We start from the raw sequence: 12,636 nt of genomic DNA on the forward strand, positions 1-12,636 counted from the left end.
CCTACGTCGAGCAATTGCTCGCCCCATCGCTGCGGCCGGGCGATACCGTTATCATGGACAACTTGCCCGCTCACAAGGTCCATGGCGTTCGAGAGGCCATCCGGGCGGTCGGAGCAAGCCTGCTCTATCTTCCGCCCTACAGTCCAGACTTCAACCCGATCGAAATGGCCTTCTCTAAACTGAAAGCCCTGTTGCGGGCCGCCGCAGCGCGCACCATGCCCGATCTCTGGCAAGCAATCGCCAACGCTCTCAAGCGCTTCTCACCCGAGGAATGCCAAAATTATCTCGTCGCGGCTGGTTACGACGCAACGTGATCGGAAAATGCTCTAGTCCTCCCAGGCGGCAGGCACCAGTCGTTATGGTGGGAAATCCCGTCAACAAACGGCGATTGTTGGCAGTTCGCGGGGCGGAGCGATCCTGCGGGGTTGCCTAGCGGGGCTACGCCCGGATTGTAGCCTCGGAGGCCTGCGGCTTGCGCTCGGTGACCAGCGCAAGCAGCACGGTCAGCACCATGAAGCCCACCGAGGCGCCGAACACCCAATGCGGCATGTGCTGGTCCATGATCCAGCCGAACAGCAGCGGGCTGACGATGCCGCCGAAGTTGAAGCCGGTGGAGACGATGCCGAAGGCGCGGCCGGCGGCGCCGGGAGGCGCGGCGTTGCGCACCATCATGTCGCGGGACGGCGCGATCACGCCGCCAAGGAATCCGGCGAGCCCCATCGCCAGCGTGAGCGCGACAGGCGGCAGGTCCATCAGCGCGATCAGCAGGACGAGCGCGGCATTGATCGCAAAGCAGGCCGCCGCGACCTGGCTGTGACGATGGGTCCAGTCGGCGAGATAGCCGCCCGCCAGCACGCCGGCGGCGCTGGCGCCGAGGAACGCGGTCAGCGCGATATTGGCGGTCGAGAACGACGCGCCGTAACCGCCCATCAGCGCCACCACGCCAAAATTGTTGATGCCCGAGGTCGACAGGCTGAGCAGCGTGAAGAACGCGGTCAGCACCATCAGCGCCGGCGTGATCACGCTCGTCTTCTGTGAGGCGTGGTCCTTGGCCTTGTTCCTGTTGGCGCCGGCATCGGGAATGCCGAGCACGATCAGGAACAGCGCCACCAGCGGACCGACCGCGCCGGCCACGATCAGTGCGCCGAGGCCGCCGATCGAGGCGACCAGCGCCGCCATGATCGCGGGCGCGACCGCGCCGCCGAGGAAGCCGGCAAAGGTGTGGATCGAGAAGGCGCGGCCCATCCGCGCCTCGTCCATATGGGCCGAGAGGATCGCGTAGTTAGCCGGATGATAGACGCTGTTGGCAAGCCCAAGCAGCACGGCGCAGACGATCAGCGAGGGATAGCTGAGATGCAGGCCGAGCCCGATCAGCGCACAGCCGCCGATGGTCAGCCCGATCAGCAGGATCTTGCGCGCGCCGATATGGTCGGCGAGGTAGCCGATCGGCGCCTGGGTCAGGCCGGAGACCACCGCGAACACCGTCAGCGCCAGGCCGAGCTCGACATAGCCGACGCCGAGCTGCTGCTTCAGGAACGGGAACAGCATCGGCAGCACGAAGATATGGAAATGGCTGACCCAATGGGCCACCGAAATCCCCGTCAGCGTGCGCACCGCGCTGTCGGCTCTCGCTTGCTGCGGTGCGGCCAGAACGTCGACCATTTTTGAGACAACCCTTTTCCCAACGCCCGGCAGGGCCCGCCGAAAATAGAGGCTGGCCGCTAATTGTCCATGAACGCGCCTGCATGGCTGCCCCCGGAGTGGGCGTGCCGGATCGACACATGCGGCATTAATGGCGGCGACAAAGCGTGGCGGCGCGGCGATGATCGGTCATGATCGACGCCAAAAAGCCGCTCCGGGTGCTCGTGTCAGAGGGCTCCAGCACCTCCGGCCGCGAGGCGATCACGATCCTGGGGCTGGCCGGCCATCACGTCGAAATCTGCGATCCCTCGCGCTGGTGCCTGGCGCGCTATTCCCGCTTTGTCCGCAAGTACCACCATTGTCCGCCGCTGCGCACCGATCCGGCCGGCTTCCTGCGCTTCGTCGAGCGTCTGTTGGCGTCGCGGCATTTCGATGTGCTGCTGCCGACCCATGAACAGGGCTTTCTGTTCGCCCGCGCCCAGGATCGATTGCAGCTGCGCGCCGGCCTGGCGCTGCCGGATTTCGCCAGCTATCGCGCCGTGCACAGCAAGGCCGGCTTCAGCCGTCTGCTCGACCAGCTCGGCCTGCCGCAGCCGCCGACCCGGATCGTGAACTCGGTCGATGAGCTGCGCGACGGCCTGCGGTTTCCCTCCGTGGTCAAGACGTCGATCGGCACTGCCAGCCGTGGTATCTGGTTTGTGCGCGACGCCAGCGATCTCCATCGCGCGCTCTACGATCTCGAATCCGCAGGCGATTTTGCCGGCGAGGTGCTGGCGCAAGACCTCATCACCGGCACCGTCGAGAAGGCCCAGTCGGTGTTTTGCCGCGGCACTCTCATTGCCTTCCACGCCTACCGTCAGATCGCAGCCGGCGTCGGCGGCGGCGAGGCGATCAAGGAGAGCGTGAGCCGGCCGGCGATCCGCGCCGCGCTCGAGACCATCGGCGCGCATCTTGGCTGGCACGGCGCGCTGTCGGTCGATGTCATCATGCCGCTCGACAGCGCAACGCCGCTTTTGATCGACTGCAACCCGCGGCTGGTTGAGCCCATGAACGCATACCGGTCCGGCACCGATCTGGTCGACCTGCTGCTGCGCGTCTCGCTTGACGAGACGCCGGCTCCGCTGGCGGACGGCCGCGCCGGCGTGCGGACCCATCTGGCGATGCAGGCGCTGCTCGGCAGCGCGTCGCGCGACGGCACAAGGCGCGAGCTGATCAGGGAATGCGGCCGCATCGCCGCGGGTGACGGTCTCTATCGCGGAAGTACGGAAGAGTTGACGCCGGTGCGGCTCGATTGGCTCAGCGCCGCGCCGCTGGCGATGACCACGGCGCTGCTGCTGGCATCGCCGCAGATCGCCTCATCGCTGGCGCGCAGCGGCTTCGGTGCGCATCTGCTGGATCGCGGCAGTATCAAGAAGATCGAGCGTGACGATTTTATTCGCAATGCCTCACGTCGTCCTGGCGAAAGCCAGGACCCATAACCACCGCTGCAAGTTTGGTAGAAGACTGGGGCCGCAGCTCGCCCGCCAACGTGCTTCAGGGGTAATGGGTCCTGCCTTTCGCCAGGACGACATCGTGGATGATGTCCGTCCTACAACGGCTCGTCGTCATTGCCATAGCGGTCGATCTTCGGGGTGGCGATGTCGCCATCCTCGTCATACTCGTCGTCCGGCGGCGCGGCGGGTGGCGGCGGCGCCTTCGACTTTTCGTCGGACTTCTTGCTGGGCTTGTCGGCGCCCTTGCTCGTCTTTCCGGCCTTGCCCATGCGTTTCCCCTGCGCGGGTTAAATCAGCTGCCGGAATTCTACCCCAGTTTGCTGGCGCTTGTAATGTGAGAGACGACGCTGCGGCGTCACACCCGCCGCGCCGGATCACGCTCTAAAACGTTGCGCCGGCCTTCACCATGTAGGTGCGGCCCGGGAGCGGATAGGCCGAGAAGCGGCCATCCGTGAACGAGCTCGCGATGGCGTAGTCGTAATAGAGCGCGTTGAACAGGTTGTTGACGCTGAGCGACCAGAAGAAGCGATCAATTTGCCCGCTCAGCTTGATATCGGCGGTGGCGTTGCCGGGAATCCGGCTCTGGGTGTTGGCCTGGTCGTTGTCCATGATGCGCGAGCTCCAGGCGCGCGCGGTGGCGTCGAACACCAGATAGTTCTGCCAAATATTCCAGGTCACGCCGACATTGCCGGTATAGCGCGACACCAGCGGCACGTCGTTGCCGGCCCAGATGCCTTCGCGGAAGACCGCGCGGGTGATCGCCATGCCGCCGCGCAAGGTCACGCTGTCGCTGACCTTGAGCGAGGCGCTGGTTTCCGAGCCGTAGCGGCGGGTCGGATCGAGGTTGACGTTGTAGAACAGCACCGGGTTGAAATGGATCTCGTTCTCGAGATCCATCAGATAGACGCTGGTCTGGACCTGGAAGCGGTTGGTCCTGACCCGGAAGCCGCCCTCGACGTCTTCCGACGTCTGGGTCTTGAGCGCAAAATTCTGCGCGATGGGCAGGAAGGTCAGCGGGTCGAATGACGGACCCGATGCGACGCGCTCGTCGACGTCGGGCGTGCGGAATGCGCGCGCGGCGCGGCCGAACACCGAGAATGTGTCGGTGAAGCGATGCTCGACGCCGACATGGAGCGCATATTGCGTCTCGTTGCTGTCGAGCGGCGACGCCTGCGTGTCGAAGGCGAACGGCGCATTCGGGTCGTAGCGATCACGCGCCGAGACGCTGGTATTCTGGACGCGTGCACCATAGGCGAAGTCGGTGGTCGGCAGCAATCCGAGCGTGTGCTGCCAGTAGCCTGCCACGCTCTGCTGCTCGATATTGTAGATGTGGAAGGGGTCGACGCCCTGGAACGCGCCGCGTGCCTGACGGAACGTCGAATCGTAATAATCGATGCCGGTCAGGATCGTCGACGGCATCCCCAGCATCACGTTCTTGACGCTGAGCCGCGGCGTCAGCGACCAGGTCTCCAGCGCGGCATCGTTGTAGGTCGAGGCGAAGCTGATGGTCGGTACCGTGCCGAAGAAGCCGCTTTGGGTATCGCGCTGCCGCCAGCCGCCGTCGACGATCAGGTCGACGCCGTTGATCAGCGTCTTGGTGAAGCCGGCGGTGACGCTGGCGGTCTGCTGGTTGGCATAGTCGAACGGCGTGCTGCTGCCCCTGCGGTCGGTTTGCAGCTCGTTGATCCCGATCGACGGATCGACCAGCCGCCCGCCGGGCAGGCCGAGCTTCTGGTCGCTGCCCGTGACGGTGAGGAAGGCGGTCAGATCGGGCGTGGTGTAGTTGATGCTGCCGACGGCGTTGCGCTGGTCGAGCGCATTGTTGACGCGGTAGCCGTCGGACTTGATGCCGTTGCCGTAGAACGAGGTGGACCACGGTCCCGCATTGAGCGCCGCGGAGACGGCGGCCATGCGGGTGTTGAACGAGCCATATCCCGCCTCGGCTCTCATCGTCGTCGGCGGACCGCCGACGCCGGTCTTGGTGATGATGTTGACGACGCCGCCCACCGCATTGTCGCCGTAGAGCACGGCGCCGCTGTTGCCGCGCGTGATCTCGATGCGCGCGATCGAATCGAGCGGGATCGTGGTGAGGTCGAAGCCGGCCTTGTCGACGTCGTTGAGCCGGCGGCCGTTGAGCAGGAACAGCGTGTTGTCGGTGGCGAATGCCCCGAAGCCGCGCAGGTCGACCGCGGTCTTGGCGCCGTTCGGCCCGCCATAGAGCGTTTGCAGCTGCACGCCCGGCACCTGCGCGAGGATTTCAGGCAGCGACTGTACCGGCGAATGCGCGATGTCGTCGGCCGTGATCAGGGCCGAGGACGATCCGACAATGCCGGCGAACTGGCGGCCGCCGCTGGTGCCGCCCGTTCCGGTGGCCGTGCCTGTCCCTGTGGTGCCCGATCCGCTTCCGCCGCCCACATTGGTGCTCTCTGCGGTGCCCGTCGCCGGGCGGCGCGGCGCCGGCGCTTCGTCCGCGGCCGGCCTGGCGCGCGTGACGTTCTGATCGCCCGGCTTGGTGACTTCGATGGTCGGTAGCTGATCGGGAGCAGGCGCCTGCTGCGCCCGCGCGGCGGAGACAATAAATACAGGCGCGAGCATCGTCGTCGCGAGCAGCAGCGTGCGCCGCCAATGGAAAGAGAAAGTGAGCATAAGCGAGACCTCGGTAACGTCAGTGGCACGTCACCGCGAACCAGTCTCACCATCGTGCTAACAGCCTCAGGTGAAGCTCATGCCTGTACTCCCCGACCGGCATCTTCGCGTGTGACCACGGCTGACGGCAGGTCTCCTGGCTCGCGGGTCGTTACCCTTCGTCGCCTTCCCAGGACCGAGATTCCCAGTGGCCTGTGACGAAGGATTCACCGCATACAGTTGCGGGGGCAGCCGCGGCCTTGGGGAAGTTTCCCCGCACCGCATTCCCTTTTCATCTCGCTAAAGAACCGTCATGTTCATCTAGGGTTCGGCCGGGCAGCAAAGTCAATCCGGCGGAAGTCGGGCAATGGCTGGGCGGCCACGGTTTTTATCGAGTGTCGCTTGTCTGCCACGGCGATCGCTGTAAGAGCATGGATCCAATGAGCGTGCAGGATTTTGCCTTGGCGGCCGAGGTCGCGGCGCGGCGACGGTGGGGCGCCACCGCGGCGCTGCTCGCGCTTGTGGCGCTGCTGTGCGTGATCTCGCTCGGCATCGGGCCGGTGCGGCTGTCGCCGCTCGCGGTGACCGAGGCGCTGTTCGGCGGCGGCAGCGACGTGGCGCAGGTGATCGTGCGCGAAATTCGTTTGCCGCGCACCATTCTGGCGTTCGCAATCGGCGGCATTCTCGGGCTGTCAGGCGCGGCGCTGCAGGGCCTGCTGCGCAATCCGCTGGCCTCGCCGTCGCTGTTCGGCGCGCCGCAATCGGCGGCGTTCGGCGCGGTGCTGGTGATCGCGCTCGGCCTGGCCGACGTGCGCTCCTACGCGCTGCCGGTGGTGGCGATCATCGCCGCGTTCGGCTCGGTGTTCGCGCTGCTCGCGATCGCCGGCCGCAATGCCGGGCTGCTGATTCTGATCCTCGCGGGGCTCGCGATCTCGAGCTTTGCGGGAGCTGCGACCGCGCTGGTGATGAACCTCTCCAGCAATCCCTTCGTGGTGCTGGAAATCGCGTTCTGGCTGCTCGGCTCGCTCGAGGACCGCAGCTTTCAGCATGTCGCGCTGGCGTTGCCCTTCATCATCGCGGGTGCCGCGATCCTGCTCAGCCAGGCGAGCGCGTTCCGTGCGCTGACGCTCGGCGAGGAGGCGGCGCAGAGCCTCGGCGTCGATGTCGGGCGGCTGCGGCTCTTCGTGATCGCGGGCGTTGCGCTCGGCGTCGGCGGCGCGGTCGCGGTCACCGGCACGATCGGCTTCATCGGGCTCTTCGCGCCGCATCTGATGCGTCCCCTGATCGGTCACGATCCGGCGCGGCTGCTGGTGCCGAGCGCGCTCACCGGCGCGGCGCTGCTGCTCGCGGCCGATATCGCGGTGCGCATCATCCCCTCGACCTCCGACATCAAGGTCGGTGTGCTGACCTCGATCATCGGGGTGCCGTTCTTCCTCTATCTGATCATGCGCGAACGCCGCGCGCTCGGCGGAGGCGTGGCATGACGCTGCTCTCCGCCATCGCGCTCAATGCGTCGCTCGGTAGCCGCAAGGTGCTGCACGATGTGTCGCTGTCGCTGGCATCAGGCCATCTGGTCGCGCTGGTCGGCCCGAACGGCGCCGGCAAGACCACGCTGCTGCGCGCGCTCGCCGGATTGATCCCGTCCGATGGCGAGATCCGGATCGGCGGCGATGCGCTGGCGGCGCTATCGTTGCGCGAGCGCGCGAAACGCTTTGCCTATCTGCCGCAGGGGCACATGGTGCATTGGCCGCTGCCGGCGCGCGACATCGTCGCGCTCGGCCGCTATCCGCATGGCGCGACCGATCCGGCGCGGTTGTCGCCGAAGGACATGGAGGCCGTGCTGCGGGCGATGCAGGCGGTCGACGTCACTGAATTCAGCGACCGCCGCGTCACCGAGCTGTCCGGCGGCGAGCGCAGCCGCGTCGCGTTGGCGAGGGTGCTGGCGGTCGAGGCGCCGGTGATCCTCGCCGACGAGCCGACCGCGTCGCTCGATCCGCGCCACCAGATCGACGTGATGCAGAAGCTGCGCAACGTCGCCGACACCGGCGTGCTGGTCGTCGTGGTGACGCACGATCTCGGGCTCGCCGCGCGCTTTGCCGATCACGTGCTGGTTCTGGCGGAGGGCCGGCTGGCGGCGCAAGGCGCGCCTGCGGAAGCATTGTCGGAGGCGGTCCTCGCCAGCGTGTTCCGGGTCAGCGCCTACCGCGCCGAATTTCAACGCGAGGCCGTCATCGTGCCGTGGGCGGACGTGTGATGCGCATGCGGTGTCTCGCAGCCTTGGCAATGGCGGCATGGATGATGTCGTGCGATGCCTCATCCGCCACCGGACCGCGCATCGTCTCGATGAATGTCTGCAGCGACCAGCTCGTGTTGTCGCTGGCCGATCCGGACCAGATCCTCGGGCTGAGCCGTTTTTCGCGCGATGCCTGGCAGTCCTGGGCCGCCGAGAAGGCGCGAAACTTTCCGCGGCTGTCCGGCGAGGCCGAAGATGTTCTGCTGCACAAGCCCGACCTTGTCGTCGTCAGCCTATTCGACAAGCGGGCGACGCGCGATCTGTTGAAGGCGAAGGGGCTACACCTCGTCGAGTTCACGGTGCCGCGCACGCTGGACGAGGTGAAGGACCAGATCCGCGCGATGGGCAATGTGCTGCAGCATCCGGATCGCGCGGAGGCCGAGATCGCGCGGCTCGATGCGGCGATCGCACGGGCGCGGGCGGTGGCTGATGGTCATCATTATCGCGTGCTGCCGCTGGAGCGGCGCGGCTTTGTGTCGGGTGAGAGCAGCCTGATCAGCTCGCTGCTGGCGGCAACGGGTCTTTCCAACGCCGCCGGCGAGCTCGGCTTCAGCGCCGGCGGATTTGCCTCGCTGGAAGCCATCGTGAAACTACGGCCGGATTTTATCCTGGTGTCGGAAGCCGGCGATCGCGCCGAGGACGACGGCCGCGCCTTCCTGCTGCATCCGGCGCTGGAGCGATTCTATCCGGAGGGCAAGCGCATCGTGCTGCCGGAGCGGCTCACCGTCTGCGGCGGCGTGATGCTGGCGGATGCGCTGGATCGGTTGACGGCGGAGCTGCAGCGGGTGACGCGGTGACTCCTCGTTATCCGTCATCCTGAGGAGCGCGTAGCGCGTCTCGGAGGATGCACGGCCCCGATATTTCCAAATGGCTGCGGACAGAGCGGGGCTGTCGCCCTTCGAGGCTCGCCCAGCGGTGCAAGTGCCCCGCAAGGCTCGCACCTCCAGCGACAACGGCGAAGCCGTTGCGCGGGGGTGACGGTTCGATATTTGTCTCGTGACTAACCGTGCACCACCGGCCCGCCGGCCTTCTTCCACGCGTCCATACCGCCTTCGATATGGGCGGTGTTCATCAGTCCCGCCTTCTTCGCGGCGGCCACCGCCATCGCCGAGCGTTCGCCGAAGGCGCAGAAGAACACGACGCGGCGGCCGGTCGCGGCGGCGACTTCGCGCAGCATGCCGCCGGGCTGCAAGGTGGCGCAGATCCCGGGATAGGGCGCGTGCAGTGCGCCCGCGAGCGTGCCGTGCTTGGTCCTTTCGCCGCTCTCGCGCAAATCGACCAGCAGGATATCGGGCCGGCCGAGGCTCGAGATAGCGTCGCGCGCGCTGAGGGAGAGGCCTTCCTTGGCGAGCTCGTCCTGGTGCAGGCCGACATGCATGTTGGCGGGCACCACGACATCCATCAGCTTCGGGTTCGGCAGATTGAGGTTGTTCATCAGCTCGACATAGTCGTCGATCGATTTGACCTGCAGCCGCGGATTGTAGCGCTTCTCCTCGCCGATCGTGGAGACGGTGTCGCCCTTGTAGTCATGTGCGGGGAACATCATCGTCTCCTCGGGCAGCCTCAAGAGGCGATTGAAGATCGAATCGTACTGCGCCCGCGCGCTGCCGTTCTGGAAATCGGTGCGGCCGGTGCCGCGGATCAAGAGCGTATCGCCGGTGAAGACGCGGTCGCCCATCAGATAGCTATAGGAATCATCGGTGTGGCCGGGCGTGTACATCGCCTCGAGGCAAAGACCCTCGATCGTCACCTTGTCGCCGTCGGAAACGCGCATCGACACCACGTCGGCCTTGCTCTGCTCGCCCATGATGGTGATGCACTGGGTGCGGTCGCGCAACTCGCCAAGGCCGGTGACGTGATCGGCATGCAGATGCGTGTCGACCGCCTTGACCAGCCTGAGGTCGAGTTCCTGCAGCAGCTTGCAGTAGCGGTCGGCCTTCTCCAGCACCGGATCGAGGATCAGCGCCTCGCCGCCGGCGCGGCTCGCGAGCAGATAGCTGTAGGTGCCGGACACGCTGTCGAAGAGCTGGCGAAAGATCATGACGGCTTACCTATTCTCCGGGCCGAGTCACTTGGAGGATATTATTCCATAGATAGGGTCGATTCAAAGCAAATCCATCCCCGCGCGGATACGGGTCCCGTCACCCTGAGGAGCCGCGCAGCGGGCGTCTCGAAGGGTGGACGGCCCGGGTCTTTCCGCGAGGAGAGCAAATGCGCGCGGAGACACCGGGGCCGTGCATCCTTCGAGACGCCCGCTGCGCGGGCTCCTCAGGATGACGGGCGTATGATGCGCGATTGGGGGGGAGCGAACTTACGGCCGCACGTAGCTCCAGCCCTGCTCCTGCAGCTCCGTCAGGGACGAACCAGCGTGTATCCGTTCTCGGTCAAGAGCAAAATCTGCGCGACGCCGACCTGCACCGGGGTGGCGGCGGCGATGTAGTCCGGCCGCTTGCCGGTGTCGCGCTCGATCGTGTCGACGGTGTTGAGGCAGATATCGACCCGCACGCCCTCCGCGACCAGGCTTTCCACCAGCTTGCGGTTTGGGTTGTCGGGCTTGAGCAGCTCGATGCCCGGGCCGAAGGCAACGATCTCGACCGCGACCTTGTCGGGGTCGTAGTGCCTCATCAGATTGTTGGCGACGCTGATGACGAGGCCCTGCTTCCTCGGATCATTGTCGGAGAGCTGCAGCACGATCTTGTGCTCGGCGAACGGCTTGTCCTGCAGCGGCGCCAACTGGGCGCGGGCGAGGGAGGCTGCAAGCGCGAGCGCCGTCAGGCCGAGCGCAGCGATGATCGGGCGCCGCGTCATCCGAGCTTCGTCATGCCCGGGTTGTCGTCGACGCCCTTCAGCGTCACGCCGGGCTCGTCGCGGTTCGGCGGCCGGCCGGAGCGCAGGTGCTTGGCCACGACTTCCCAGACCGGCGCGCCGCTCTGCTGGTTGACCGAGGCCCAGCCCGCGACCTTGTACTGCTTGCCGGCTTCGAGATGCTTGCCGTTGCCAAGCTTCAGCTCGGAGATGCGCTTGCCGACGGATTCGCCCGGCGTGCAGGCATAGGCGAGGCCGCCGACGCGGACCATGTCGCCGCCCTGCTGATAGTAGGGATCGACGTTGAACAGATTGTCGCAGACGTCTTCCAGCACATCCTTGATCTGGCTGCCGGTCATGGTGGCGACGTAGGTCTCCGGATAGGTGATCGCGGTTTCCGACAGCACGTCTTCCATGGTCAGCGGCTGGCCGGCGAGCGCGGTTAGGCCCCAGCGGAAACCCGGCGACAGCGCGATCTCGGCGTTGAGCTCGTTGAGCAACGCGTCGCAGATCAGCTGGTCGACGGTGCCGGAGAAATTGCCGCGGCGGTAGAGCAGGCGGTCGGCGGTGCCGAGCTTGTCGCTCCAGTCGTCGACATGCGGGTCGCGCATCTTGTCGATCAGCGTTTGCATCGCCGGATCGGGCTTCAGCAGTTCGGCGAACACCGGCAGCAGCCGGTAGCGGACATTGGCGACCTTGCCCTTGGCGAGATCGAGATCGAGCACGCCGATGAACTTGCCGTTGGAGCCGGCATTGGTGACCAGCGTGACGCCGCCGGCATTGGTCACCGTAATCGGGATCGGGATCGCGTCATGGGTGTGGCCGCCGAGGATGACGTCGATGCCGGTGACGCGGCTGGCGAGCTTGAGGTCGACATCCATGCCGTTATGCGACAGCAGGATCACCGCCTCGACCTTGTCGTTGTTGCGGTGGCCGTCGACCAGCTTTTGCAGCTCCTCGTCGCGGATGCCGAACTTCCAATCCGGCGTGAAGCGCTTGGGATGCGCGATCGGCACATAGGGGAAGGCCTGGCCGATGATCGCGACGCGGTGGCCGCCGATCTCCCTGATGACAGACGGCTTGAATACGCGCCCCGAGGCCGGATCGAACGCCTTGGCGTCGTTGAACGCGGCTTCCTCAGTCAGGAACACGTTCTGCGCCAGGAACTCACCCTTGAAGCGGGCGAGATTGTCGCGCAGCACCTCTTCGCCATAGGTGAATTCCCAATGCCCGGTCATCGCCTCGATGCCGAGCAGATTGGCGGCCCCCACCATGTCGGCGCCGTTCATGGCGTTGGCGAGCCCTGAGCCCTGCCAGAGGTCGCCGCCGTCGAGCAGGATCGAGCGCTTCTCGCCGACATCGGCTCGCAGCTTGTCGACCAGCGTCTTCAGATGGGCAAAGCCGCCGAGCTTGCCGAAGCGGCCGGCGGCCTTCTCGAACTCGACGCAGGTGAAGGCATAGGCGTCGGCGCTGTCGGGCCGGATGCCGAACCGGTCGAGGAACGCCTTGCCGACCAGATGCGGCGGCTGGCCGGTCATCGCGCCGACGCCGAGATTGACGCTGGGCTCGCGGAAGAACACCGGCTTCAGCTGCGCATGCGTGTCGGTCATGTGCAGGATGCGGGCGTTGCCGAAGCGTTCGAGATCGTAGACGCTGGCGGTATCGGCGCCGCGCGCAAGCCGGGGCAGGCCGGCCACGAGCGTAGCGGCGGCCGAAGCTCTCAGGAAATCCCGGCGGCGGATGATCATTCTTCTCTCCGCGCGGCCCGTGGCCTGCGCG

The 12,636-nt window shown here is 66.2% G+C and carries 11 protein-coding genes and 1 riboswitch; of the genes, 5 read left to right on the forward strand and 6 right to left on the reverse strand.

The window, feature by feature from the left end; all coding sequences use genetic code 11:
- On the forward strand, positions 1-314 hold a 314-nt coding region (locus K359_RS0135850), incomplete at its 5' end, for a transposase (RefSeq protein WP_029083578.1).
- Between the two features lie 124 nt (positions 315-438).
- Here the strand turns inward: K359_RS0135850 and K359_RS0135855 are convergent.
- Entirely contained in the window at positions 439-1,662 is a 1,224-nt protein-coding gene (locus K359_RS0135855; protein ID WP_029083579.1) for an MFS transporter, read from the reverse strand.
- A 170-nt stretch (positions 1,663-1,832) separates the two neighbouring features.
- Between K359_RS0135855 and K359_RS54030 the strand changes: the two genes are divergently transcribed.
- Positions 1,833-3,119: a hypothetical protein gene (locus tag K359_RS54030; RefSeq protein ID WP_035977726.1), complete on the forward strand. Its 1,287-nt coding sequence runs from the start codon at positions 1,833-1,835 to the stop codon at positions 3,117-3,119.
- 110 nt (positions 3,120-3,229) lie between these two features.
- On the opposite strand, the gene K359_RS63575 is transcribed toward K359_RS54030, so the two are convergent.
- Both K359_RS63575 and K359_RS0135870 read right to left on the reverse strand, forming a co-directional pair.
- Entirely contained in the window at positions 3,230-3,403 is a 174-nt protein-coding gene (locus K359_RS63575; RefSeq protein WP_165127318.1) for a hypothetical protein, read from the reverse strand.
- A gap of 112 nt (positions 3,404-3,515) precedes the next feature.
- Positions 3,516-5,780, reverse strand: a complete 2,265-nt coding sequence (locus K359_RS0135870; protein ID WP_029083580.1) for a TonB-dependent receptor — start codon at positions 5,778-5,780, stop codon at positions 3,516-3,518.
- A 108-nt stretch (positions 5,781-5,888) separates the two neighbouring features.
- Positions 5,889-6,087: riboswitch (cobalamin riboswitch) on the reverse strand.
- A 112-nt stretch (positions 6,088-6,199) separates the two neighbouring features.
- Here K359_RS0135870 and K359_RS0135875 point away from each other — a divergent pair.
- From K359_RS0135875 to K359_RS0135885, 3 genes are read left to right on the forward strand one after another with little or no spacing between them, the layout of a single operon-like run.
- Positions 6,200-7,243 (forward strand): iron ABC transporter permease, encoded by a 1,044-nt coding sequence (locus K359_RS0135875; RefSeq protein ID WP_029083581.1) that lies wholly within the window; start codon positions 6,200-6,202, stop codon positions 7,241-7,243.
- The gene (locus tag K359_RS0135880) at positions 7,240-8,013 is read left to right on the forward strand and encodes an ABC transporter ATP-binding protein (protein WP_029083582.1); all 774 of its coding nucleotides are present in this window, start codon (positions 7,240-7,242) and stop codon (positions 8,011-8,013) included. The genes K359_RS0135875 and K359_RS0135880 overlap by 4 nt, the downstream gene beginning before the upstream one ends.
- A 41-nt stretch (positions 8,014-8,054) precedes the next feature.
- Entirely contained in the window at positions 8,055-8,849 is a 795-nt protein-coding gene (locus tag K359_RS0135885; RefSeq protein WP_334261920.1) for an ABC transporter substrate-binding protein, read from the forward strand.
- A 203-nt stretch (positions 8,850-9,052) separates the two neighbouring features.
- Here the strand turns inward: K359_RS0135885 and K359_RS0135890 are convergent, their stop codons facing one another.
- The 3 genes from K359_RS0135890 to soxB all read right to left on the reverse strand — a co-directional run bounded on the left by K359_RS0135890 (position 9,053) and on the right by soxB (position 12,605).
- Positions 9,053-10,093 carry an MBL fold metallo-hydrolase gene (locus K359_RS0135890; RefSeq protein ID WP_029083584.1) on the reverse strand — a complete coding sequence of 347 codons (1,041 nt, stop codon included), beginning with the start codon at positions 10,091-10,093 and terminating at the stop codon, positions 9,053-9,055.
- Positions 10,094-10,404: 311 nt separating this feature from the next.
- Positions 10,405-10,860 (reverse strand): hypothetical protein, encoded by a 456-nt coding sequence (locus K359_RS0135895; protein ID WP_029083585.1) that lies wholly within the window; start codon positions 10,858-10,860, stop codon positions 10,405-10,407.
- Positions 10,857-12,605 carry a thiosulfohydrolase SoxB gene (gene soxB, locus K359_RS0135900; protein WP_029083586.1) on the reverse strand — a complete coding sequence of 583 codons (1,749 nt, stop codon included), beginning with the start codon at positions 12,603-12,605 and terminating at the stop codon, positions 10,857-10,859. Before soxB ends, K359_RS0135895 begins: the two co-directional genes overlap by 4 nt.
- Between the last annotated feature and the right edge of the window lie 31 nt (positions 12,606-12,636).

Origin of the sequence: Bradyrhizobium sp. th-b2, from assembly GCF_000426785.1 — a bacterium.
GTDB classification, from domain to species: domain Bacteria; phylum Pseudomonadota; class Alphaproteobacteria; order Rhizobiales; family Xanthobacteraceae; genus Bradyrhizobium; species Bradyrhizobium septentrionale.

Coding starts and splice junctions, on each gene's coding strand:
- K359_RS0135885 (WP_334261920.1), top strand. CDS start 8,055: ATGATGTCGTGCGATGCCTCATCCGCCACCGGACCGCGCATCGTCTCG.
- K359_RS0135870 (WP_029083580.1), bottom strand. CDS start 5,780: ATGCTCACTTTCTCTTTCCATTGGCGGCGCACGCTGCTGCTCGCGACG.
- K359_RS0135875 (WP_029083581.1), top strand. CDS start 6,200: ATGAGCGTGCAGGATTTTGCCTTGGCGGCCGAGGTCGCGGCGCGGCGA.
- soxB (WP_029083586.1), bottom strand. CDS start 12,605: ATGATCATCCGCCGCCGGGATTTCCTGAGAGCTTCGGCCGCCGCTACG.
- K359_RS63575 (WP_165127318.1), bottom strand. CDS start 3,403: ATGGGCAAGGCCGGAAAGACGAGCAAGGGCGCCGACAAGCCCAGCAAG.
- K359_RS0135895 (WP_029083585.1), bottom strand. CDS start 10,860: ATGACGCGGCGCCCGATCATCGCTGCGCTCGGCCTGACGGCGCTCGCG.
- K359_RS54030 (WP_035977726.1), top strand. CDS start 1,833: ATGATCGACGCCAAAAAGCCGCTCCGGGTGCTCGTGTCAGAGGGCTCC.
- K359_RS0135880 (WP_029083582.1), top strand. CDS start 7,240: ATGACGCTGCTCTCCGCCATCGCGCTCAATGCGTCGCTCGGTAGCCGC.
- K359_RS0135855 (WP_029083579.1), bottom strand. CDS start 1,662: ATGGTCGACGTTCTGGCCGCACCGCAGCAAGCGAGAGCCGACAGCGCG.
- K359_RS0135890 (WP_029083584.1), bottom strand. CDS start 10,093: ATGATCTTTCGCCAGCTCTTCGACAGCGTGTCCGGCACCTACAGCTAT.